The sequence below is a fragment of the Pantoea sp. ICBG 985 genome (genome assembly GCF_002928365.1).
GTDB classification, from domain to species: domain Bacteria; phylum Pseudomonadota; class Gammaproteobacteria; order Enterobacterales; family Enterobacteriaceae; genus Pantoea; species Pantoea dispersa.
In genome coordinates, this window is record NZ_POWM01000012.1 from 1 (window position 1) to 24,180 (window position 24,180).

At 54.8% G+C, this 24,180-nt stretch carries 18 protein-coding genes, 4 tRNA genes, 1 rRNA gene and 1 riboswitch; of the genes, 18 read left to right on the forward strand and 5 right to left on the reverse strand.

Annotated features, from left to right (window positions below):
* The 3 genes from rrf to birA form a co-directional block, all read left to right on the forward strand.
* A 5S ribosomal RNA gene (rrf, locus tag C1Y42_RS22535) occupies positions 1-101 on the forward strand; the annotation flags it as partial.
* Positions 102-251: 150 nt separating this feature from the next.
* Positions 252-1,289, forward strand: a complete 1,038-nt coding sequence (gene murB / locus C1Y42_RS22540; protein WP_059012006.1) for a UDP-N-acetylmuramate dehydrogenase — start codon at positions 252-254, stop codon at positions 1,287-1,289.
* On the forward strand, positions 1,286-2,248 hold the full coding sequence (birA, locus tag C1Y42_RS22545) for a bifunctional biotin--[acetyl-CoA-carboxylase] ligase/biotin operon repressor BirA (protein ID WP_058759910.1): 963 nt from the start codon (positions 1,286-1,288) through the stop codon (positions 2,246-2,248). The genes murB and birA overlap by 4 nt, the downstream gene beginning before the upstream one ends.
* 53 nt (positions 2,249-2,301) lie before the next feature.
* On the opposite strand, the gene coaA is transcribed toward birA, so the two are convergent.
* Positions 2,302-3,252: a type I pantothenate kinase gene (gene coaA / locus C1Y42_RS22550; protein ID WP_058759911.1), complete on the reverse strand. Its 951-nt coding sequence runs from the start codon at positions 3,250-3,252 to the stop codon at positions 2,302-2,304.
* Positions 3,253-3,648: 396 nt separating this feature from the next.
* On the opposite strand from coaA, the gene C1Y42_RS22555 reads away from it, so the two are divergent.
* The 13 genes from C1Y42_RS22555 to rpoC all read left to right on the forward strand — a co-directional run bounded on the left by C1Y42_RS22555 (position 3,649) and on the right by rpoC (position 17,822).
* Positions 3,649-3,724: transfer RNA gene (locus tag C1Y42_RS22555), tRNA-Thr, on the forward strand.
* A gap of 7 nt (positions 3,725-3,731) precedes the next feature.
* Positions 3,732-3,816: transfer RNA gene (locus tag C1Y42_RS22560), tRNA-Tyr, on the forward strand.
* 189 nt (positions 3,817-4,005) lie between these two features.
* Positions 4,006-4,080: transfer RNA gene (locus C1Y42_RS22565), tRNA-Gly, on the forward strand.
* Positions 4,081-4,085: 5 nt separating this feature from the next.
* Positions 4,086-4,161, forward strand: a tRNA-Thr gene (locus C1Y42_RS22570).
* 106 nt (positions 4,162-4,267) lie between these two features.
* Entirely contained in the window at positions 4,268-5,452 is a 1,185-nt protein-coding gene (gene tuf, locus C1Y42_RS22575; protein WP_104094429.1) for an elongation factor Tu, read from the forward strand.
* A 227-nt stretch (positions 5,453-5,679) separates the two neighbouring features.
* Complete coding sequence (gene secE, locus C1Y42_RS22580) at positions 5,680-6,063, forward strand: preprotein translocase subunit SecE (RefSeq protein ID WP_021508209.1); 384 nt, start codon at positions 5,680-5,682, stop codon at positions 6,061-6,063.
* 1 nt (position 6,064) lies between these two features.
* Positions 6,065-6,610 carry a transcription termination/antitermination protein NusG gene (gene nusG / locus C1Y42_RS22585; RefSeq protein ID WP_010616908.1) on the forward strand — a complete coding sequence of 182 codons (546 nt, stop codon included), beginning with the start codon at positions 6,065-6,067 and terminating at the stop codon, positions 6,608-6,610.
* A 147-nt stretch (positions 6,611-6,757) separates the two neighbouring features.
* Positions 6,758-7,186, forward strand: coding sequence for a 50S ribosomal protein L11 (rplK, locus tag C1Y42_RS22590; protein ID WP_013507401.1), 429 nt, complete (start codon positions 6,758-6,760; stop codon positions 7,184-7,186).
* A 3-nt stretch (positions 7,187-7,189) separates the two neighbouring features.
* A complete protein-coding gene (gene rplA / locus C1Y42_RS22595; RefSeq protein WP_021508208.1) occupies positions 7,190-7,894 on the forward strand; it encodes a 50S ribosomal protein L1 in 705 nt (234 codons plus the stop codon).
* 347 nt (positions 7,895-8,241) lie between these two features.
* Positions 8,242-8,739, forward strand: coding sequence for a 50S ribosomal protein L10 (gene rplJ, locus C1Y42_RS22600; protein ID WP_021508207.1), 498 nt, complete (start codon positions 8,242-8,244; stop codon positions 8,737-8,739).
* Between the two features lie 66 nt (positions 8,740-8,805).
* Positions 8,806-9,171: a 50S ribosomal protein L7/L12 gene (gene rplL / locus C1Y42_RS22605; protein ID WP_021508206.1), complete on the forward strand. Its 366-nt coding sequence runs from the start codon at positions 8,806-8,808 to the stop codon at positions 9,169-9,171.
* Positions 9,172-9,497: 326 nt separating this feature from the next.
* Positions 9,498-13,526 (forward strand): DNA-directed RNA polymerase subunit beta, encoded by a 4,029-nt coding sequence (gene rpoB / locus C1Y42_RS22610; protein ID WP_021508205.1) that lies wholly within the window; start codon positions 9,498-9,500, stop codon positions 13,524-13,526.
* 72 nt (positions 13,527-13,598) lie between these two features.
* Positions 13,599-17,822: a DNA-directed RNA polymerase subunit beta' gene (gene rpoC, locus C1Y42_RS22615; RefSeq protein ID WP_021508204.1), complete on the forward strand. Its 4,224-nt coding sequence runs from the start codon at positions 13,599-13,601 to the stop codon at positions 17,820-17,822.
* 66 nt (positions 17,823-17,888) lie between these two features.
* On the opposite strand, the gene C1Y42_RS22620 is transcribed toward rpoC, so the two are convergent.
* A complete protein-coding gene (locus C1Y42_RS22620; RefSeq protein ID WP_058769981.1) occupies positions 17,889-18,074 on the reverse strand; it encodes a DUF1127 domain-containing protein in 186 nt (61 codons plus the stop codon).
* Between the two features lie 174 nt (positions 18,075-18,248).
* On the opposite strand from C1Y42_RS22620, the gene C1Y42_RS22625 reads away from it, so the two are divergent.
* Positions 18,249-19,703: a PLP-dependent aminotransferase family protein gene (locus C1Y42_RS22625; protein ID WP_021508202.1), complete on the forward strand. Its 1,455-nt coding sequence runs from the start codon at positions 18,249-18,251 to the stop codon at positions 19,701-19,703.
* A 162-nt stretch (positions 19,704-19,865) separates the two neighbouring features.
* On the opposite strand, the gene thiE is transcribed toward C1Y42_RS22625, so the two are convergent.
* The 3 genes from thiE to C1Y42_RS22640 all read right to left on the reverse strand — a co-directional run bounded on the left by thiE (position 19,866) and on the right by C1Y42_RS22640 (position 23,285).
* The gene (gene thiE, locus C1Y42_RS22630; protein WP_104094430.1) at positions 19,866-20,513 is read right to left on the reverse strand and encodes a thiamine phosphate synthase; all 648 of its coding nucleotides are present in this window, start codon (positions 20,511-20,513) and stop codon (positions 19,866-19,868) included.
* Complete coding sequence (thiC, locus tag C1Y42_RS22635) at positions 20,513-22,435, reverse strand: phosphomethylpyrimidine synthase ThiC (protein ID WP_021508200.1); 1,923 nt, start codon at positions 22,433-22,435, stop codon at positions 20,513-20,515. Before thiC ends, thiE begins: the two co-directional genes overlap by 1 nt.
* 90 nt (positions 22,436-22,525) lie before the next feature.
* Positions 22,526-22,626, reverse strand: a riboswitch (TPP riboswitch).
* A 152-nt stretch (positions 22,627-22,778) separates the two neighbouring features.
* On the reverse strand, positions 22,779-23,285 hold the full coding sequence (locus C1Y42_RS22640) for an Rsd/AlgQ family anti-sigma factor (protein WP_021508199.1): 507 nt from the start codon (positions 23,283-23,285) through the stop codon (positions 22,779-22,781).
* Positions 23,286-23,373: 88 nt separating this feature from the next.
* On the opposite strand from C1Y42_RS22640, the gene nudC reads away from it, so the two are divergent.
* On the forward strand, positions 23,374-24,147 hold the full coding sequence (gene nudC, locus C1Y42_RS22645) for an NAD(+) diphosphatase (RefSeq protein ID WP_104094431.1): 774 nt from the start codon (positions 23,374-23,376) through the stop codon (positions 24,145-24,147).
* The last annotated feature ends 33 nt before the right edge of the window (positions 24,148-24,180 follow it).

Genomic DNA, 24,180 nt, shown 5'->3' on the forward strand with positions numbered 1-24,180 from the left:
GCGGTGGTCCCACCTGACCCCATGCCGAACTCAGAAGTGAAACGCCGTAGCGCCGATGGTAGTGTGGGGCCTCCCCATGCGAGAGTAGGGAACTGCCAGGCATCAAACCAGTAAAAAAGCCCCGGACTCTCGTCCGGGGCTTTTTTACGTCCGTACTCCGGCAAATTTCCCGCTAAAAACGCGAAAACTCCCCACTGTAAAACCGTGCAATCGGGTAAACTACGGCCAGATTAATCAGTAAAGGCCGTAACATGTCCAGCCCTCAGACTTCCCTGAAAGCGTTCAACACACTGGGTCTTGCAATCGCGGCTGAAAAGCTTGTTGTTGCGGATAGCGCAGAAGCCATTTCCTCTGCCTGGCACGCCAGCCAGCAAAATAATCAGCCGTTTATGGTGCTTGGCGAGGGCAGTAACGTCCTGTTCCTCGAAGATTTTGCCGGCTGCGTGGTGATAAACGCGATTAAAGGCATCACCCTGGAAGAGCACGACGAAGCCTGGCATCTGCACGTTGGTGCTGGCGAAAACTGGCATCAGTTGGTTGAGCACACTCTAAAGAAAGGCCTCACCGGGCTGGAAAATCTGGCGCTGATTCCAGGCGTGACGGGATCGGCACCCATCCAGAATATTGGCGCTTACGGTGTTGAATTTAAAGATATTTGCCAGTACGTCGAGGTGTTACACCTGCCGGATAGCACAGTCACGCGTCTGCACCGTGATGAGTGCCAGTTTGGCTATCGCGACAGCATCTTCAAACACGCGATGAAGCATGACTATGTGATTGTGGCCGTCGGGCTGCGTCTGGCGAAGCAGTGGAAACCGGTGCTGAGCTATGGCGATCTGGCGAAGCTCAATCCCGCCACCGTATGCGCGTGGGACGTATTCAATGCGGTGTGCCATATGCGGCAAAGTAAGCTGCCCGATCCGCGCGTAACAGGCAATGTAGGCAGTTTCTTTAAAAACCCCCTGATTTCCGCTCAGCAGGCAGAGGTATTGCTCACGCACTATCCTGCTATGCCGCACTATCCACAGCACAGTGGTGAGGTCAAGCTGGCCGCGGGCTGGCTGATCGATCAGTGTGCGTTGAAAGGCTACCGTTTTGGCGGCGCTGCGGTGCATCGTCAGCAGGCACTGGTACTGATCAATGAAGACAATGCCACACCGCAGGATATTGTCGCCCTGGCACATCATGTGCGTCAGGAGGTGGGGAAAAAATTTGCCGTGTGGCTGGAGCCAGAAGTACGTTTCATTGGCGCGCAGGGCGAGCGTAACGCCGTCGAGGTGATTTCATGAAAGATCATAGCGTTCCATTAAAACTGGTCGCCCTGCTGGCCGATGGCGAATTTCACTCTGGTGAACAACTGGGTGAAGCGCTCGGTATGAGCCGCGCTGCCGTGAATAAACATATTCAGACGCTGAAAAGCTGGGGCCTGGATGTCTACACCGTGACAGGGAAAGGCTACAGCCTGCCAGCGCCCATTCAGCTGCTGAATGAAGAGGCGATCCTGGCGCATCTGCATCAGGCAGATCTGGCGGTGATTCCGGTTATTGACTCCACGAATCAGTATTTACTCGATCGCATGGACCAGCTGAACTCCGGCTATGCATGCATCGCGGAATATCAACAGGCCGGGCGCGGCCGGCGCGGACGGAAATGGTTCTCGCCGTTTGGCGCCAATCTCTACATGTCCATGTACTGGCGACTGGAGCAGGGGCCAGCTGCGGCAATGGGCCTGAGTCTGGTGATTGGTATCGTGATGGCAGAGGTTATCCAGTCGCTGGGCGCGGCAGACGTCCGCGTTAAGTGGCCAAATGACCTCTATCTGCAGGATCGTAAACTGGCGGGTATTCTGGTTGAGCTCACCGGTAAAACCGGCGATGCGGCGCAAATTGTGATGGGCGCGGGGATCAACCTGGTGATGCGGGGCGAAGGCACGGCGGAAATCAATCAGGGTTGGATCAATCTGCAGGAAGCCGGCATTGAGATCAATCGTAACGAACTCGCCGCCAGGTTGATAAACCGTCTGCGTGAAGCTTTACCGCTGTTTGAACGCGATGGGCTGGCGCCGTTTGTCGGCCGCTGGGAAGCGCTGGATAACTTTATCCATCGTCCGGTGAAACTGCTGATTGGCGATCGTGAAGTGCATGGCATTGCGCGCGGAATTGATAAGCAGGGCGGTTTATTGCTGGAACAGGATGGTGAGATTAAATCCTGGGTCGGTGGGGAAATCTCATTACGTCCCGCTAATTAACACAGTAAACAGTAATGCATTAAGCGCCCTGATAAAGCAGGGCGTTTTTAATACTATTTCCGTAACCGCACGCTTTGCACGGCATGATCCGCAGACTTGGTCATGATCAGGCTGGCCCGCTCACGTGTAGGTAAGATGTTTTCTTTTAAATTCAGCCAGTTAATCTCTTTCCATAACCCACGTGCAATACTCTCTGCTTCCTCTTCAGGCAGCTGAGAATAGTGGTGGAAATAAGAGTCCGGATCGCTGAAGGCACCTTCGCGGAATTTAAGAAAGCGATTAACGTACCAGCGCTCTAATAAATTTTCTGGCGCATCAACATATATTGAAAAGTCGACGAAATCTGAGACAAATACATGATGCGGATCGTGCGGATAATCCATACCGCTCTGCAGGACGTTCAGCCCTTCCAGAATCAGGATGTCCGGCTGCTGCACCACCTTATCGCCATCCGGGATGACATCGTAAATCAGGTGTGAATACACCGGTGCGGTGACCTGACTGGCGCCCGATTTCAAATCCGATACGAACTTCACCAGTCGATGCATATCATACGACTGCGGGAAGCCTTTCTTTTTCATCAGGCCGCGCTCTTTCAGCACCGCATTAGGGTGCAAAAAGCCATCGGTGGTGATGAGTTCCACCTTACGGTGTTCGGGCCAGCGGCTAAGCAGCGCCTGTAGCACGCGGGCGGTGGTGCTTTTACCGACGGCGACACTGCCGGCAATACTGATAATGTAAGGGATCTTCTGGCCATTGGTGCCAAGGAACTGCTCCAGCACCGCCTGACGGCGCAGATTTGAACTGATATAGAAGTTCAGCAGACGTGATAGCGGCAGATAGATCTCGGCAACTTCTTCCAGCGAAAGATCTTCATTGATACCGCGCAGCCGTTCAATTTCACTGGCGGCCAGCGTCATCGGTACAGAATCTCTCAGCGCAGCCCATTGCTGGCGATCAAACTGCAGGTAGGGCGTCGTCAGTGGCGTCGTTTTTTTACTCATAAGCATGCATCTGACCGCAAATTCTGGCTCATCAACACCTTGCAGCAACAGGCATACAGCGATGTGTCGAACTCAGTTGTACGTCACAGGGGTAATTTAACGAGAACAATGGGCAGGAGGGTAACACCAGTGTGACTTTAAAAAGAAGTAAAATGATAAACCTGAGCACGCTTTCGTAAGCAGGCCCGCATTTTTATGATCACAGTATGAGGCTAACGCAGTATCAAAGAATAATCAGGCTGTGGGCTGGCGGAAAAACACACCATGTTTGCTGCTTTTTGCTGCGCTGGCGGGGCGTTTTGCGAGGTTTTGCACAAATAGTAAGCGGTAGTGCAAATTTAGCAATTTTTTTGTTGCATCCTGAACCCGGTCTTCCTAGAATGCGCGTCACTTGATGCCGGCTTAGCTCAGTTGGTAGAGCAACTGACTTGTAATCAGTAGGTCACCAGTTCGATTCCGGTAGCCGGCACCATCAAGTAGGTGGGATTCCCGAGCGGCCAAAGGGAGCAGACTGTAAATCTGCCGTCACAGACTTCGAAGGTTCGAATCCTTCTCCCACCACCATCTCAACCTCTCGGTTGAGCGTCAGATAAAGGCTTATCTGATGGGTGAGTTCAACTCTCTCACCTTCGAATTCAGATTGCGCAGTAGCGTGATCACCGTCAGTCGGAAACTCTGACTGGCTCGAATAATAGAAGGTCTTCTTTTATTATTCATAAGCTACAGAAAGAACAGGTAGCCGAGTTCCAGGATGCGGGCATCGTATAATGGCTATTACCTCAGCCTTCCAAGCTGATGATGCGGGTTCGATTCCCGCTGCCCGCTCCAGATGTGCTGATATGGCTCAGTTGGTAGAGCGCACCCTTGGTAAGGGTGAGGTCCCCAGTTCGACTCTGGGTATCAGCACCACTTCCTTTATCTCTCTCCTGATTCTCTCTCTGTAAAACTAACATCAGGTTTTGCCTGGTTAATGTGACGATATCTTTGATATATCCGTGTCTTAGAGGGACAAGCGATGGCTAAAGAGCAATTTCAACGTAACAAACTGCACGTAAACGTGGGCACCATCGGTCACGTCGACCACGGTAAAACCACTCTGACTGCGGCAATCACCACCGTTCTGGCTAAAACCTACGGCGGCCAGGCGCGTGCATTCGATCAGATCGATAACGCGCCAGAAGAGAAGGCTCGTGGTATCACCATCAACACCTCTCACGTTGAATATGAAACCCCGACCCGTCACTACGCACACGTTGACTGCCCAGGCCACGCCGACTATGTGAAAAACATGATCACCGGTGCTGCGCAGATGGACGGCGCGATCCTGGTTGTTGCGGCGACTGATGGCCCAATGCCTCAGACCCGTGAGCACATCCTGCTGGGTCGTCAGGTTGGCGTTCCTTACATCATCGTGTTCCTGAACAAGTGCGACATGGTTGATGACGAAGAGCTGCTGGAACTGGTTGAGATGGAAGTGCGTGACCTGCTGTCTGCTTACGACTTCCCTGGCGACGATACCCCAATCGTACGCGGTTCTGCGCTGAAAGCGCTGGAAGGCGACGCTGAGTGGGAAGCGAAAATCGTTGAGCTGGCTACGCACCTGGATAACTACATCCCGGATCCAGTCCGTGCTATCGACCTGCCGTTCCTGCTGCCAATCGAAGACGTATTCTCAATCTCTGGCCGTGGTACCGTTGTTACCGGTCGTGTTGAGCGCGGCATCGTGAAAGTGGGCGACGAAGTAGAAATCGTAGGTATCAAAGCGACTGCCAAGTCTACCTGTACCGGTGTTGAAATGTTCCGCAAACTGCTGGACCAGGGTCAGGCAGGCGAGAACTGTGGTGTTCTGCTGCGCGGTATCAAGCGTGAAGAGATCCAGCGTGGTCAGGTTCTGGCTAAGCCAGGTACCATCAAGCCACACACCCAGTTCGAGTCAGAAGTTTACGTTCTGTCTAAAGACGAAGGCGGCCGTCATACTCCGTTCTTCAAAGGCTACCGTCCACAGTTCTACTTCCGTACCACTGACGTAACCGGTTCAGTAGAGCTGCCAGAAGGCGTTGAGATGGTAATGCCAGGCGACAACATCAAAATGGTTGTTACCCTGATCCATCCAATCGCAATGGACGAAGGTCTGCGCTTCGCAATCCGCGAAGGCGGCCGTACCGTTGGCGCGGGCGTTGTTGCTAAAGTTATCGCGTAATAGCGATAATATTTGACGCAATGCACACGGAAAGGGCATCATTTGATGCCCTTTTTGTACGCTGTTAACCAGAACCTGGCTCATCAGTGATTTTCGATCATAATCATTGCTGAGACAGGCTCTGTATTACGGCGCTGGATACCGAGTTATGCCCAAAAGCGCATTCGGTTTGGATGCCTCGCTCTGCGGGGCAGAATAGTTTCTGAATTATTGTGGCAGGTTGGTTTATGAGTGCGAATACCGAAGCTCAAGGGAGCGGGCGCGGCCTGGAAGCGGTAAAGTGGGTAGTTGTGATCGCATTGCTGCTGGTAGCAATCGTCGGTAACTACCTGTATCGCGATGTGACACTGCCTTTACGCGCGCTGGCTGTCGTGGTGTTGATCGCTGCGGCGGGCGGCATTGCGTTGCTGACTACCAAAGGTAAAGCAACCGTGGCTTTTGCACGTGAAGCAAGAACCGAAATGCGTAAGGTCATCTGGCCAACTCGCCAGGAAACATTGCACACCACGTTAATCGTTGCCGCGGTCACTGCCGTGATGTCACTGATTTTGTGGGGGCTGGATGGTATTCTGGTCCGTCTGGTATCGTTTATCACTGGCCTGAGGTTCTGAGATGTCTGAAGCTCCAAAAAAACGCTGGTACGTCGTTCAGGCGTTTTCCGGTTTTGAAGCCCGCGTAGCCAAGTCGCTGCAAGAGCATATCAAACTGCACAACATGGAAGAACTGTTTGGCGAAGTCATGGTGCCGACTGAAGAAGTCGTGGAAATCCGTGGCGGCCAGCGTCGCAAAAGCGAACGCAAATTCTTCCCTGGTTACGTACTGGTCCAGATGGTGATGAATGACGCCAGCTGGCACTTAGTGCGCAGTGTACCGCGTGTAATGGGCTTCATTGGTGGTACCTCTGACCGTCCGGCACCGATCAGTGATAAAGAAGTGGATGCGATCATGAACCGCCTGCAGCAGGTGGGTGACAAGCCGCGTCCGAAAACGCTGTTCGAGCCAGGCGAGATGGTGCGTGTCAACGACGGCCCGTTTGCCGACTTCAACGGTGTGGTCGAAGAAGTGGATTACGAGAAGAGCCGCCTGAAGGTTTCTGTTTCTATCTTCGGCCGTGCAACGCCGGTAGAACTCGACTTTGCTCAGGTGGAGAAAGGCTAAGCCTTTTGTTCACTTTTTAGCTCTTGCGGAAGGCGCGAAATTTACCTATAATTTCGCGCCTTTTGTTTTTATGCGCTGGCAACAGCGTGTAAATCGTTATCACGGGGAGCCTGTTCGCCAGGCGCTATACCCAATAGAGGAAATATCATGGCCAAGAAAGTACAAGCCTACGTCAAGCTGCAGGTTGCAGCTGGTATGGCTAACCCGAGCCCACCAGTTGGTCCGGCTCTGGGTCAGCAGGGTGTTAACATCATGGAATTCTGTAAAGCGTTCAACGCCAAAACAGAATCACTGGAAAAGGGTCTGCCGACTCCAGTAGTTATCACCGTATACAGCGACCGTTCTTTCACCTTCGTTACCAAAACGCCTCCGGCTGCCGTTCTGCTGAAAAAAGCAGCAGGCATCAAGTCTGGTTCTGGTAAGCCGAACAAAGATAAAGTCGGTAAAGTAACTCGTGCTCAGGTACGTGAAATCGCAGAAACCAAAGCTGCGGACATGACTGGTGCTGACGTAGAAGCGATGACTCGCTCTATCGAAGGTACTGCTCGTTCCATGGGCCTGGTAGTGGAGGACTAAGAAATGGCTAAGCTGACCAAGCGCATGCGCGTGATCCGTGACAAAGTTGATGCGACTAAACAGTATGACATCAACGAAGCTGTTGCTCTGCTGAAAGAACTGGCTACCGCTAAATTCGTAGAGAGCGTGGACGTTGCTGTTAACCTCGGCATCGATGCACGTAAATCTGACCAGAACGTACGCGGCGCGACCGTTCTGCCACACGGTACTGGTCGTTCAGTACGTGTTGCCGTCTTTACCCAGGGCGCAAACGCTGAAGCTGCTAAAGCAGCTGGCGCTGAGCTGGTAGGTATGGAAGACCTGGCTGATCAGATCAAGAAAGGCGAAATGAACTTTGACGTTGTTATTGCTTCTCCGGATGCAATGCGCGTTGTTGGCCAGCTGGGCCAGGTTCTGGGCCCACGTGGTCTGATGCCAAACCCGAAAGTTGGTACCGTAACTCCTAACGTTGCTGAAGCTGTGAAAAACGCTAAAGCGGGTCAGGTTCGTTACCGTAACGACAAAAACGGCATCATCCACACCACCATCGGTAAAGTGGACTTCGATGCTGACAAACTGAAAGAAAACCTGGAATCTCTGCTGGTTGCGCTGAAAAAAGCTAAACCTGCTCAGGCGAAAGGCGTGTACATCAAGAAAGTCAGCATTTCTACCACCATGGGTGCCGGCGTTGCCGTTGACCAGGCTGGTCTGAACGCAGCAGCAAACTAATTGCTGCTTGTAACGGGCGAAAAATTCATCTAGAATCTTACGCCCGTTGTTCTGGTTGATCCGTCAATTCAGAACCCAAATTCATAGTCGCGGAGTGCACAGGTCTAAACACCTTGTCATTCAGCGACTAAGGTTGGAGCCAGGCCTGATCCTGGCCTCCGTCCAAGACCGCAGGAGCAGAACCTCTTCGGAAGTGATGCTTAATATCCTGCGTAGACGGTGACAGAACCAAAAAGAATTTTTTCTTCACTGGATTCTGCTCACCGTGTAACGCGCTTACGGCCTTCGGGTGTGTAAGTGAAGTGAGTTCCGGGAAATTTTCCCGGTCAAATCCAGGAGCAAAGCTAATGGCATTAAATCTTCAAGGCAAACAAGCAATTGTTGCTGAAGTTAGCGAAGTAGCCAAAGGCGCGCTTTCAGCGGTTGTTGCGGATTCCCGTGGCGTTACCGTTGATAAAATGACTGAACTGCGTAAAGCAGGTCGTGAAGCTGGCGTCTACATGCGTGTTGTTCGTAACACCCTGCTGCGCCGCGTCGTTGAAGGTACTCCATTCGAGTGCCTGAAAGACACGTTTGTTGGTCCGACCCTGATTGCATACTCTATGGAACACCCGGGCGCTGCTGCTCGTCTGTTCAAAGAGTTCGCGAAAGCGAATGCAAACTTTGAGGTCAAAGCTGCAGCCTTTGAAGGTGAGCTGATCCCGGCGGCACAAATTGACCGTCTGGCAACGCTGCCGACTTACGAAGAAGCACTGGCACGTCTGATGTCGACCATGAAAGAAGCTGCTGCTGGCAAGCTGGTCCGCACTCTGGCTGCTGTTCGCGACGCGAAAGAAGCGGCTTAAGGCCAGATTCTTTTTCTTCGTACTTGCTAACGTATAAACTTTTACTGATTCTTAGGAACAATTGTCATGTCTATCACTAAAGATCAAATCCTGGAAGCCGTTGCAGCTATGTCCGTAATGGAAGTAGTTGAGCTGGTTTCTGCTATGGAAGAAAAATTCGGCGTTTCTGCTGCTGCTGCTGTAGCTGTTGCTGCTGGCCCGGCTGAAGCTGTTGAAGAGAAAACTGAATTCGACGTTATCCTGAAAGCTGCTGGCGCGAACAAAGTTGCTGTAATCAAAGCCGTTCGTGGCGCAACTGGTCTGGGCCTGAAAGAAGCTAAAGACCTGGTTGAAGCTGCTCCAGCTGCAATCAAAGAAGGCATCAGCAAAGACGACGCAGCTGCACTTGAAGCTGCTCTGAAAGAAGCTGGCGCTGAAGTTGAAGTTAAGTAAGACAACCCTCGGGTTGCAGTCTGCGTAAACAGACTGATGGCTGGTGACTTTTTGGTCACCAGCCTTTTTGCGCTACAGGGGAATGATGGCGTTTCGCACTGTTTGTCCATTGTTCCTCTTCAATATCTTTTTCTATCGACGACTTAATATACCGCTTTCCTGTGAGGGTTCCCTGCCTGCGCAACGGCGATGAAATGATTTAAGAGTGATAGAAAGATGTATTGCATGGGGTGCCGCGCATCGCATGAAAAACAAAATAGTGTTGCATGAACTGTCCCTTCAGGACGGACAGCGTGGGTCGACTTGTCAGCTAGCTGAGGAACCCTATGGTTTACTCCTATACCGAGAAAAAACGTATTCGTAAGGATTTTGGTAAACGTCCACAAGTACTGGATGTGCCTTATCTCCTTTCTATCCAGCTTGACTCGTTCCAGAAGTTTATCGAGCAAGATCCAGAAGGCCAGTACGGTCTGGAAGCAGCCTTCCGTTCCGTGTTCCCAATCGCGAGCTACAGCGGCAACTCTGAGTTGCAGTATGTCAGCTACCGTCTGGGTGAGCCGGTGTTTGACGTGACAGAATGTCAGATCCGTGGCGTGACGTATTCCGCACCGCTGCGCGTTAAACTGCGTCTGGTGATCTACGAGCGCGAAGCGCCGGAAGGCACCGTCAAAGACATCAAAGAACAAGAAGTGTACATGGGCGAAATTCCGCTCATGACCGACAACGGTACCTTTGTCATCAACGGTACTGAGCGTGTTATCGTTTCTCAGCTGCATCGTAGTCCTGGCGTATTCTTTGACAGCGATAAGGGTAAAACGCACTCTTCCGGTAAAGTGCTGTATAACGCACGTATTATCCCTTACCGCGGTTCATGGCTCGACTTTGAGTTTGACCCGAAAGACAACCTGTTCGTCCGTATTGACCGTCGTCGTAAGCTGCCGGCCAGTATCATCCTGCGCGCGCTGGATTACACCACTGAGCAGATTCTTGATCTGTTCTTCGAAAAAGTGGTGTTTGAAATCCGCGACAACAAGCTGCAGATGGAACTGGTGCCTGAGCGCCTGCGTGGTGAAACCGCCTCCTTCGATATCGAAGCCAACGGCACGGTCTACGTTGAGAAAGGTCGTCGCATCACTGCGCGCCACATCCGTCAGCTGGAAAAAGACAACATTCAGCACATCGAAGTGCCGGTCGAGTACATCGCGGGCAAAGTGGTCGCGAAAGATTACATCGATCTGAACACCGGTGAGCTGATCGTGCCGGCGAACATGGAGCTGTCACTGGATCTGCTGGCGAAACTGAGCCAGTCCGGTCACAAGCGCATCGAAACCCTGTTCACCAACGACCTGGATCACGGCCCGTACATTTCTGAGACGCTGCGCGTTGACCCAACCAACGACCGCCTGAGCGCGCTGGTTGAGATTTACCGCATGATGCGTCCTGGCGAGCCGCCAACGCGTGAAGCCGCAGAAAACCTGTTCGAGAACCTGTTCTTCTCTGAAGATCGTTACGATCTGTCGGCCGTTGGCCGCATGAAGTTCAACCGTTCTCTGCTGCGTGACGAGATCGAAGGTTCCGGTATCCTGAGCAAAGACGACATCATCGAAGTGATGAAGAAGCTCATCGGTATCCGTAACGGTATTGGCGAAGTGGATGATATCGACCACCTCGGCAACCGTCGTATCCGTTCGGTCGGCGAAATGGCGGAAAACCAGTTCCGCGTTGGCCTGGTGCGTGTAGAGCGCGCTGTGAAAGAGCGTCTGTCTCTGGGCGACCTCGACACGCTGATGCCACAGGACATGATCAACGCCAAGCCAATTTCGGCCGCGGTGAAAGAGTTCTTTGGTTCCAGCCAGCTGTCCCAGTTTATGGACCAGAACAACCCGCTGTCTGAGATTACGCACAAACGTCGTATCTCTGCTCTGGGCCCAGGCGGTCTGACCCGTGAACGCGCCGGCTTCGAAGTGCGTGACGTACACCCGACTCACTACGGTCGCGTATGTCCAATCGAAACCCCGGAAGGTCCGAACATCGGTCTGATCAACTCACTCTCTGTTTACGCGCAGACTAACGAATACGGCTTCCTCGAAACGCCGTACCGCCGCGTGGTTGACGGTAAAGTGAGTGATGAAATTCATTACCTCTCTGCTATCGAAGAGGGTAACTACGTTATCGCTCAGGCGAATACCAACCTCGCCGATGACGGCAGCTTTGTTGACGATCTCGTCACGTGCCGTAGCAAAGGTGAATCGAGCCTGTTCAGCCGCGATCAGGTTGACTACATGGACGTTTCCACCCAGCAGGTGGTTTCTGTCGGTGCGTCACTGATCCCGTTCCTGGAGCACGATGATGCTAACCGCGCCCTGATGGGTGCGAACATGCAACGTCAGGCTGTACCTACCCTGCGTGCTGACAAGCCGCTGGTTGGTACCGGTATGGAACGTGCTGTTGCAGTCGACTCCGGTGTAACTGCTGTCGCGAAACGTGGTGGTACCGTGCAGTACGTCGATGCGTCACGTATCGTTATCAAAGTTAACGAAGACGAGATGTATCCGGGCGAAGCAGGTATCGACATCTACAACCTGACCAAGTACACCCGTTCTAACCAGAACACCTGCATCAACCAGATGCCGTGTGTTTCTCTGGGTGAACCTATCGAACGTGGCGACGTGCTGGCTGACGGCCCGTCTACCGACCTCGGTGAGCTGGCGCTGGGTCAGAACATGCGTGTGGCGTTCATGCCATGGAACGGTTACAACTTCGAAGACTCCATCCTCGTTTCTGAGCGTGTTGTACAGGAAGACCGTTTCACCACCATCCACATTCAGGAACTGGCTTGCGTGTCGCGTGACACCAAACTGGGGCCGGAAGAGATCACCGCTGACATCCCGAACGTGGGTGAAGCTGCGCTCTCCAAACTGGATGAATCCGGCATCGTGTATATCGGTGCGGAAGTGACCGGTGGCGACATTCTGGTAGGCAAGGTGACGCCGAAAGGTGAAACCCAGCTGACGCCAGAAGAGAAACTGCTGCGTGCGATCTTCGGTGAAAAAGCCTCTGACGTGAAAGACTCGTCACTGCGCGTGCCAAACGGCGTTTCCGGTACGGTTATCGACGTACAGGTCTTCACCCGCGATGGCGTGGAAAAAGACAAGCGCGCGCTGGAAATCGAAGAGATGCAGCTGAAGCAGGCGAAAAAAGACCTGTCTGAAGAACTGCAGATCCTCGAAGCGGGCCTGTTCAGCCGTATCCAGGCCGTCCTGATTTCAGGTGGCGTGGAAGCGGAGAAACTGGACAAGCTGCCACGTGAGCGCTGGCTGGAACTCGGTCTGACCGACGAAGAGAAGCAGAACGCGCTGGAGCAGCTGGCTGAGCAGTATGACGAGCTGAAGCACGAGTTTGAGAAGAAACTCGAAGCGAAGCGTCGCAAGATCACCCAGGGCGACGATCTGGCACCGGGCGTGCTGAAAATCGTCAAGGTGTATCTGGCCGTTAAGCGTCAGATTCAGCCTGGTGACAAAATGGCGGGGCGTCACGGTAACAAAGGTGTTATCTCGAAGATCAACCCAATCGAAGACATGCCATACGATGAGAACGGTACGCCGGTCGACATCGTACTGAACCCGCTGGGCGTACCATCGCGTATGAACATCGGTCAGATTCTGGAAACCCACCTGGGTATGGCGGCGAAAGGCATTGGTGAGAAGATCAATGCGATGCTGAAGAAGCAGGAAGAAGTCGCCAAACTGCGTGAGTTTATCCAGCGTGCTTACGATCTGGGCACCGATGTGCGTCAGAAAGTTGACCTGAACACCTTCTCGGACGACGAAGTGCTGCGTCTGGCAGAGAACCTGAAAAAAGGTATGCCAATCGCGACGCCAGTGTTCGACGGTGCGAAAGAGAGCGAAATCAAAGAGCTGCTGCAGCTCGGCGGTCTGCCTTCTTCCGGTCAGATCACCCTGTTCGACGGCCGTACCGGTGAGCAGTTTGAGCGTCAGGTAACCGTAGGTTACATGTACATGCTGAAACTGAACCACCTGGTCGACGACAAGATGCACGCCCGTTCTACCGGCTCTTACAGCCTGGTTACGCAGCAGCCGCTGGGTGGTAAGGCGCAGTTCGGTGGTCAGCGCTTCGGTGAGATGGAAGTGTGGGCACTGGAAGCATACGGTGCCGCGTATACCCTGCAGGAAATGCTTACCGTTAAGTCTGATGACGTCAACGGCCGTACCAAGATGTATAAAAACATCGTTGACGGCAACCATCAGATGGAACCGGGCATGCCGGAATCCTTCAACGTACTGTTGAAAGAGATTCGCTCGCTGGGTATCAACATCGAGCTGGAAGACGAGTAAGCACTCGCAAGTACTGGTTATGGGACGCGCCTGGCGCGTCCCTGAGAGTTCCACTCCGACGGGAGCTAATCCGTGAAAGACTTACTTAAGTTTCTGAAAGCGCAAACTAAAACCGAAGAGTTTGATGCGATCAAAATTGCGCTGGCCTCGCCAGACATGATCCGTTCCTGGTCTTTCGGTGAAGTTAAAAAGCCGGAAACCATTAACTACCGTACCTTCAAGCCGGAGCGTGACGGTCTTTTCTGTGCCCGTATTTTCGGACCGGTAAAAGATTACGAATGCCTGTGCGGTAAGTACAAGCGTCTGAAACACCGTGGCGTGATCTGTGAGAAGTGTGGCGTTGAAGTCACGCAGACCAAAGTGCGTCGTGAGCGTATGGGCCACATCGAGCTGGCTTCGCCGACCGCGCACATCTGGTTCCTGAAATCACTGCCGTCCCGCATCGGTTTGCTGCTGGATATGCCGCTGCGTGATATCGAGCGCGTACTGTACTTCGAATCTTATGTAGTGGTCGAAGGCGGCATGACCAACCTGGAAAAACGTCAGATTCTGACCGAAGAGCAGTACCTTGACGCGCTGGAAGAGTTCGGTGACGAATTCGACGCGAAGATGGGTGCGGAAGCTATCCAGGCGCTGCTGAAAAATATGGATCTGGAGCAGGAGTGCGAGCAGCTGCGTGAAGAGCTGAACGAAACCAACTCTGAGACCAAACGTAAAAAGCTGACCAAGCGTATCAAGCTGCTGGAAGCGTTCGTGCAGTCTGGCAACAAGCCAGAGTGGATGATCCTGACCGTTCTGCCGGTGCTGCCGCCAGATCTGCGTCCGCTGGTACCGCTGGACGGCGGTCGTTTCGCTACGTCGGATCTGAACGATCTGTATCGTCGCGTGATCAACCGTAACAACCGTCTGAAGCGTCTGCTGGATCTGGCTGCGCCAGATATCATCGTACGTAACGAAAAACGTATGCTGCAGGAAGCGGTAGATGCCCTGCTGGATAACGGCCGTCGCGGTCGTGCCATCACCGGCTCTAACAAACGTCCTCTGAAATCTTTGGCCGACATGATCAAAGGTAAGCAGGGTCGTTTCCGTCAGAACCTGCTGGGTAAACGTGTTGACTACTCCGGTCGTTCGGTTATCACCGTAGGTCCATACCTGCGTCTGCATCAGTGCGGTCTGCCGAAGAAAATGGCACTGGAGCTGTTCAAACCGTTCATCTACGGCAAGCTGGAACTGCGTGGCCTCGCGACCACCATTAAAGCGGCCAAGAAAATGGTTGAGCGCGAAGAAGCGGTCGTCTGGGATATCCTGGATGAAGTGATTCGCGAACACCCGGTACTGCTGAACCGTGCACCAACCCTGCACCGTCTGGGTATCCAGGCGTTTGAACCGGTACTGATCGAAGGTAAAGCGATCCAGCTGCACCCGCTGGTGTGTGCGGCGTATAACGCCGACTTCGATGGTGACCAGATGGCTGTTCACGTACCGCTGACGCTGGAAGCCCAGCTGGAAGCGCGTGCGCTGATGATGTCTACCAACAACATTCTGTCTCCAGCGAACGGCGAGCCAATCATCGTTCCTTCACAGGACGTTGTTCTGGGTCTGTACTACATGACCCGTGACAAAGTGAACGCCAAAGGCGAAGGCATGGTACTGACCGGCCCGAAAGAAGCTGAGCGTGTTTACCGCGCTGGCCAGGCCGAGCTGCATGCACGCGTTAAAGTGCGTATCACTGAATACAGCAAAAATGAGCAGGAAGAACTCGTTGCGAAAACCAGCCTGATCGACACCACCATTGGTCGTGCGATCCTGTGGATGATCGTACCGAAAGGTCTGCCTTACTCCATCGTCAACCAGGCGCTGGGTAAGAAAGCGATCTCTAAGATGCTGAACACCTGTTACCGCATCCTGGGCCTGAAGCCGACCGTTATCTTTGCTGACCAGACCATGTACACCGGCTTTGCCTATGCAGCCCGTTCAGGTGCCTCAGTCGGTATCGACGACATGGTGATTCCTGCCAAGAAAGCAGAAATCATTGCAGAAGCTGAAGCGGAAGTGGCCGAGATTCAGGAGCAGTTCCAGTCTGGTCTGGTTACCGCGGGCGAACGTTACAACAAAGTCATCGATATCTGGGCTGCGGCTAACGAACGCGTATCCAAAGCGATGATGGATAACCTGCAGACCGAAACCGTGATCAACCGTCACGGCGAAGAAGAGCAGCAGGTTTCGTTCAACAGCATCTACATGATGGCCGACTCCGGTGCGCGTGGTTCTGCGGCACAGATTCGTCAGCTGGCAGGTATGCGTGGTCTGATGGCGAAGCCAGATGGCTCCATCATCGAGACGCCGATCACCGCGAACTTCCGTGAAGGTCTGAACGTACTCCAGTACTTCATCTCGACCCACGGTGCGCGTAAAGGTCTGGCCGATACCGCACTGAAAACGGCGAACTCCGGTTACCTGACCCGTCGTCTGGTTGACGTGGCGCAGGACCTGGTGGTCACCGAAGACGACTGTGGCACATTCGAAGGCATCATGATGACTCCGGTCATCGAAGGTGGCGACGTTAAAGAGCCGCTGCGTGAGCGTGTACTGGGTCGTGTGACGGCAGAAGACGTGCTGAAGCCGGGCACTGCGGACATCCTGATCCCGCGTAACACCCTGATCGATGAGCACTGGTGTGACGTGGTTGAACTGAACTCCGTGGACGCAATTAAAGTGCGTTCCGTGGTGAGCTGTGAAACCGACTTCGGTGTGTGTGCACACTGCTACGGTCGCGATCTGGCACGTGGTCACATCATCAACAAAGGTGAGGCCATCGGCGTTATCGCAGCACAGTCCATCGGTGAGCCGGGTACCCAGCTGACCATGCGTACCTTCCACATCGGTGGTGCGGCATCGCGTGCGGCAGCTGAATCCAGCATTCAGGTGAAGAACAAAGGTACTATCAAGCTGACCAACGCCAAGTCAGTAACCAACTCCTCCGGGAAACTGGTTATCGTCTCGCGTAACGTTGAGCTGAAGATGATCGACGAGTTCGGTCGTACCAAAGAGAGCTATAAAGTGCCTTACGGTGCGGTCATGGCGAAAGGTGATGGCGAGCAGGTTGCCGCGGGCGAAACCGTTGCAAACTGGGATCCACACACCATGCCGGTTATCACCGAAGTGGGCGGTTTCATCCGCTTCACCGACATGATCGACGGTCAGACCATTACCCGTCAGACTGACGACCTCACCGGTCTGTCATCGCTGGTGGTACTGGATTCTGCAGAGCGTACTGCGGGCGGTAAAGACCTGCGTCCGGCACTGAAAATCGTTGATGCCAACGGCAACGACGTACTGATCCCGGGCACCGACATGCCGGCACAGTACTTCCTGCCAGGTAAAGCGATTGTGCAGCTGGAAGATGGCGTGAAGATCAGCTCGGGTGATACCCTGGCGCGTGTTCCGCAGGAATCTGGCGGTACCAAGGACATCACCGGTGGTCTGCCACGCGTTGCCGACCTGTTCGAAGCGCGTCGTCCGAAAGAGCCAGCTATCCTGGCGGAGATCAGCGGTATCATCTCCTTCGGTAAAGAGACCAAAGGCAAGCGTCGTCTGGTGATCACCCCGGTTGACGGTAGCGATCCGTATGAAGAGATGATTCCGAAATGGCGTCAGCTCAACGTATTCGAAGGTGAGCGTGTAGAACGTGGTGACGTCGTATCCGACGGCCCAGAGTCTCCGCACGACATCCTGCGTCTGCGTGGCGTCCATGCTGTGACCCGTTACATCACTAACGAAGTGCAGGAAGTTTACCGCCTGCAGGGCGTTAAGATTAACGATAAACACATCGAGGTCATCGTGCGTCAGATGCTGCGTAAAGCAACCATCATGAACGCGGGTAGCTCGGAGTTCCTGGAAGGCGAGCAGGCGGAAGTCTCTCGTATCAAGATCTCCAACCGCGATCTGGAAGCGAACGGCAAAATCGGCGCGACGTACATGCGTGACCTGCTGGGTATCACCAAAGCCTCGCTGGCAACCGAATCGTTCATCTCTGCGGCATCGTTCCAGGAGACCACCCGTGTCCTGACCGAAGCAGCGGTAGCAGGCAAGCGCGACGAACTGCGCGGCCTGAAAGAGAACGTTATCGTGGGTCGTCTGATCCCGGCCGGTACCGGTTATGCTTACCACCAGGATCGTATGCGTCGCCGTCAGGCAGGTGAAGCACCGGTTGCACCGCAGGTGACTGCGGATGAAGCCTCTGCCAGCCTCGCTGAGCTGCTGAACGCCGGTCTGGGCGGTAGCGACGACGAATAATCGTCTGCTCTGCTGACCATGAAAAAACCCTGCCTCGGCAGGGTTTTTTTTCGTCTGAAATCCGCGTTATTTCTGATTGATATCCTGACGCGTCAGCCCGATGTCACGCAGCTGCGCATCACTCAGGTGCGAAAGAATCTCCCGCGTTTCCCGTCTGGCCTGCCAGCGTTTGATTGCGCGCACGCCGCCACGAAAGATGTCGAGTAAGGTCACGCTGAACGGTTTTGCCGCCCGGTTCTGATCGAATTCCATAATCCCAGCCCTCAGTATGATGTCTGAACGACATTTTCCCTCTGATGGCGAATGCAATACAGATTCAAAAATCTCTTATCTTTAACATACAGATTGCGCCCGTACCGATCTGAATGGTAGAAATAGGCGTCATCTGTACTGTTTTTTATTACCGTTAACGCAGCGAGGCACACAATGACGCGCTATCAACATCTGGCCTGTCTGCTTTCAGACCGTATTGAGCAGGGGCTGTATCGCAGCGGCGAACGCTTGCCCTCGGTGCGTACGCTCAGCATTGAGCACGGCGTCAGCATCAGCACCGTGCAGCAGGCTTATCATCTGCTGGAAGAGAAGCAGCTTATCGTGCCGCAGCCGCGTTCCGGCTATTTTGTCGCCACCCGTAAAGCCACGCCGCCGGTTCCTGCGATGACCCGCCCCGTACAGCGTCCGGTTGAGATCACCCAGTGGGAATCGGTACTGGAGCTGCTGAGCAGCCGCATTAATGGCGACGTGCTGCAGCTGGGCAGCGGCATGCCGGACCTGACCCAGCCGACACTCAAGCCGCTGTGGAAAATCATGGGCCGCATGGCGCAGAAGCAGGATATTGATCAGCTCAACTATGACAGCCTGCTCGGCGTGGCAGCGCTGCGCGAGCAAATTGCGCGGCTGACAATTGACAGCGGCTGTCAGCTAACGGCGGAAGAAATTGTCATCACCACCGGTTGCCATGAAGCGCTGTCGGTGTCGATTCGCGCCGTGTGCGAGCCAGGCGATATCATTGCCGTCGAGTCGCCGGCGTTTCACGGCACCATGCAGACGCTGCGCGGTCTGGGCATCCGCGCCATTGAAATCCCTACCGATGCGGTCAGCGGGATCAGTCTTGAGGCGCTGGAGCTGGCGTTTGAGCAGTGGCCAATCAAAGCGGTAGTGGTGGTACCCAACTGCAATAATCCGCTCGGATTTATCATGCCGGAAACGCGTAAGCGCGCGCTGCTGACGCTGGCGCAGCGCTTTGACGCGGCGATCATTGAAGATGATGTTTACGGCGAGCTGGCGTGGGAGTATCCGCGTCCGATCACCATCAAATCGCTGGATATGGATGGCCGCGTGCTGCTGTGCAGTTCGTTTTCCAAAACCCTGGCACCCGGCTTGCGTGTGGGCTGGGTCGCGCCGGGACGCTATCGCGATCGCGTACTGCACATGAAATATATTGGCACCGGTTCGACGGCAACGCAGCCGCAGTATGCGGTCGCGGAGTTTATTCGTCAGGGCCATTACCTGCCGCATTTGCGCCGCATGCGCCAGGTGTATCAGCGTAACTATGAGACGTTCAGCTGCTGGGTGCGCCACTATTTTCCCTGCGGTATTTGCGTTTCGCGGCCGCAGGGCAGTTTCCTGATGTGGATTGAACTGCCGGAAGCCTTTGATGCGGTGCGGCTGAATGCGGAGTTGCGGGAGCTGAAAATCCAGGTGGCGGTCGGTTCGCTGTTTTCGGCGGCGGGTAAATATCGCAACTGTCTGCGCCTCAATTATGGTCTGCCAATGAATGAGCAAACCGAGCAGGCGATTGCCAGCCTCGGCGCAGCTGTGGAGCGTGCCATGCAGGCCTGCAGTGCGGAAACGCGCCATATCACCTCCCTGACAGAATAACGGTGGAAAGGCAGGGCCGGACAGAGAGTCGGGGAAGCCAGCCCTGGCCCGCTGCAAGCGACAGCGGGCAGGCTCACTTTAGCGATTGTCCCCGGTCGCGCCAGCCCTGACTGCTGCCGTTTGCGCGCCGTATTCGCGGATTTTTAGCGCCGTTGCAGTCAGTTACAACGCTTTTGCGACATGCTCTGGGGATTCTACCAGCGCCAGCAGCTGGCGGGTGGCCGCCTGCCAGTCTTCCGCCTGGGTAATCGCGCTGACCACGGCAATGCTGCCGACACCGGTCGCCAGTACCTCCGGCACGCGTGCCAGCGAAATGCCGCCAATCGCCACGGTGGGGATATGCTGCAGCCGCGCCAGATGGCGCTTCAGCTCGGCTATGCCCTGTGGCGCAGAGGGCATCTCTTTGGTTTGTGTCGGAAAGATGTGGCCGAGCGCAATATAGGACGGACGCAGCGCCAGCGCGCGATCCAGCTCGGCGTCATCGTGTGTCGACAGACCCAGGCGTAAGCCGGCGTGGCGGATAGCGTCCAGGTCGGCCACATCCAGATCCTCCTGACCAAGATGCACACCATAAGCGTTGTACTTAATCGCTAAGCGCCAGTAATCGTTGATAAACAGCCGCGCACCGTACTGTTTGCCCAGGGCGATGGCATCGCGTACTGCGGCTTCAATCTGGCGATCCTCGCCATCTTTAATGCGCAACTGCAGGGTGCGCACGCCGGCTGCCAGCAGGCGTTCAATCCACAACACGCTGTCGACAACCGGATAGAGCCCCAGTTTTGGCGCGGTGGCAGGGAAGGCTTCAGTCATCATTTTTCCTCTTTCAGGGCATCGGCGGCGTGATACAGCTCGCCGCCACGGCTACGGAAGGCATCGGACATTTGCGCCATGCCCAGCGCTATCGGCTGGGCTTCAGCCTGCTGGCGGGCGGCAAATTCGCGCACTTCCTGGGTGATTTTCATTGAACAGAATTTGGGGCCGCACATGGAACAGAAGTGGGCCACTTTGCCGGATTCCTGCGGCAGGGTTTCGTCGTGATAGGCCCGCGCGGTATGCGGATCGAGCGCCAGATTAAACTGATCTTCCCAGCGGAACTCGAAGCGAGCTTTCGACATGGCGTTGTCGCGGATCTGCGCGCCGGGATGGCCTTTAGCCAGATCGGCTGCGTGCGCCGCGATCTTGTAGGTAATCAGCCCCTGCTTAACATCCTCTTTATTCGGCAGGCCAAGGTGCTCTTTCGGCGTGACGTAGCACAGCATCGCGCAGCCAAACCAGCCGATCATGGCGGCGCCAATCCCGGAGGTGAAATGATCGTAGCCCGGCGCGATATCGGTCGTCAGCGGGCCCAGCGTATAAAACGGCGCTTCATGGCAGTGTTCCAGCTGCTCGGTCATATTGCGGCGGATCATCTGCATCGGCACGTGACCGGGGCCTTCAATCATGACCTGCACATCATATTGCCAGGCGATTTGCGTCAGCTCGCCTAAGGTACGCAGTTCGGCAAACTGGGCTTCGTCGTTGGCGTCCTGAATCGAGCCGGGACGTAAACCATCACCGAGCGACAGCGCGACATCATAGGCGGCGCAGATTTCACAGATTTCGCGGAAATGCTGGTAGAGGAAGTTTTCCTGATGATGTGACAGGCACCACTTCGCCATGATGGAGCCGCCGCGCGACACGATGCCGGTCAGCCGTTGTGCGGTCATCGGCACATAGCGCAGCAGCACGCCCGCGTGAATGGTGAAGTAATCAACGCCCTGCTCAGCCTGTTCCAGCAGGGTATCGCGGAAAATGTCCCAGTTAAGATCCTCTGCAATACCGTTGACCTTTTCCAGCGCCTGATAGATTGGCACCGTGCCGATCGGCACCGGACTGTTGCGCAAAATCCACTCGCGCGTTTCATGGATATAGCGGCCGGTCGACAGATCCATCACGGTATCTGCCCCCCAGCGCGTGGCCCACACCAGTTTTTCCACTTCCTCTTCAATCGACGAACTTACCGCCGAGTTGCCGATGTTGGCGTTAACCTTTACCAGAAAATTGCGGCCGATAATCATCGGCTCTGATTCGGGGTGATTGATGTTGGCAGGAATGATGGCGCGGCCGCTGGCCACTTCGGCGCGCACGAATTCGGCGCTGATATTCTCCGGCAGCTGCGCGCCAAAGCCGTGGCCGGCGTGCTGCTGCAACAGCGTTGCACTGCGGATACGCTCACGGCCCATGTTTTCGCGCAGCGCGATGAACTCCATCTCCGGCGTGATGATGCCCTGACGCGCATAGTGCAACTGCGTGACGCGGCGACCCGCTTTGGCCCGGCGCGGCAGCGGCAGGTGTTCAAAACGCAGATGATCCAGCCCGTCATCTGCCAGCCGCTGCTGACTGTAGCTTGAGCTGAGTGCGCTGATGGTTTCGCTGTCGTTGCGTTCGGCGATCCAGCCGGCGCGTAATTTTGCCAGACCCTGATGCACATTAATGGTCGCGTGGGGATCGCCATAGGCACCGGCAGTGTCATACACCGGCACCGGTTCATTTTCTGCGTATTGCGGATGATCTTTGCTGCCGCCGGTGTGCGTCGGGCTGAGCTGAATTTCGCGCATCGGGACGCGGATATCCGCGCGGCTGCCGCTGATCCAGATACGTTTTGAGTTAGGGAAGGCGGTTCCCTGGAGCGAATCGATAAATTTTTGCGCCTGCGCGCGTTGTTCACGACGTGAGGTTTTAGCATCAGACATAGCAAGTTTCCTGAAAACAAGGGGAAGCTGCTTGTCCGGAGTCCGGAAGGAGTAACAGAAACGGTGCGGGCGCCTGACTGCACCGTGCTGATCACATCTACTCTTGTTCCCTTCGCAGGTACTAACCTGATCAGGTTCCGCGGATCCCGAATTAACGGTCTCAGCCCCTAAGGGCACTCCGACAAGTTTACGTTTTACGCGATAAGCGACTTTACTGACTGCTGCACGCTGCGCTTATATCGCAAAGTTTGATTGTGGATTGTCGTTTAAAAAGACAATAAAAAAGCCCATTCAGCATAAAAGGGCTTTTCCTGAATAACAAGTCTTTTACAACTGCAGCGGTTCAGGCCGGACGAGCAATGGTGCTGTCATTGGCCACCGGCGGGCGCGCCAGCTGGTTATCCCAGGCGAGCTGAATCAGTTTGTCTTCCAGCGTAAAGCGTGACTCCAGCGCTTCGCCCACTTCTGACAGCGCCTGCTGGAAATCCACGCAGTTGTCGTCATTAATGGCCTGCTGCAGATGGCTGTCATACAGTTGCATCAGACGTTCAGTATTGCCTTCCAGCGCCGGATAGATCTGCGCCGCCGCAATCATCGGGCTGTCGCCGGACATCTCGCTGATGATGCGCTCGTAAACGCTGAAGTGGCCGGTAGAGAGATAGTCCACCAGACGATGGCAAAACGCATCCAGCGCCTGTTCATCCAGCGCGGTCAGCGCTTCTTTGTTCGGCTTCATGCCAATTAACTCGTAATAGGTGACGAGCAGTTGTCGACGGGCGCGCAACCATGAGTCGACTAATTCATTACCGCCACCTACACGCTCGGTCAGGTTATCTAACTGGGTAAGCATACGGGGCTCCAGGTGAGTTATAGTTGTTTATTACACACTTAACATCAGGATTTCAGCGTGCCATTTGACGCTAAGGACAACGATTAAGATGCAACGTGAGATCTCAAGCGTAGACGCTGGCTGGTGGATTGTCAGCTCCGCGCAGAAACTTTGGTTGCCGCAAGGCGAGTTGCCGCATGGCTTATCCGGCGAGTTTGGCCTGACCGGCAGCAGCGGCAAAGTGATTGGCGAGTGGCAGGGCGAAAACGTCTGGCTGGTATGCGAAGCGCGTCCGGACAATATGGCCTCGGTGCGCCAGCTGATTGACGAAGATGTCGGTCTGTTTCAGCTCGCCGGGCGCGGCGTGCAGCTGGCTGAGTTCTACCGTTCGCATCGCTGGTGCGGCTATTGCGGCCATGAAATGCAGCACAGCAAGCGCGAATTTGCCTGCCTGTGCAGCCACTGCCGCGAGCGCTACTATCCGCAAATCGCCCCCTGCATCATTGTGGCGATTCGTCGCGGTGAGGAGATCCTGCTGGCAAACCATGCGCGCCATCGCAACAGCATCTACACCGTGCTGGCCGGGTTTGTCGAAGTCGGCGAAACGCTGGAGCAGGCGGTGGCCCGCGAGGTGATGGAAGAGAGCAACGTGCGGGTAAAAAATGTGCGTTACGTGACCTCGCAGCCGTGGCCGTTCCCGCACTCGCTGATGATGGCGTTCATGGCGGAGTACGATGGCGGCGAGCTGCAGCACGATGGTAAAGAGCTGCTGGATGCTGGCTGGTATCGCTACGACGATCTGCCCCTGTTGCCGCCGCCGGGCACCGTGGCGCGCCGGCTGATTGAAGATACGGTTGCGCTGTGTCGCGCCAGCGCGGCGTGAAAATGCTACACTGCCGGCCTTAGCATGAGAGAG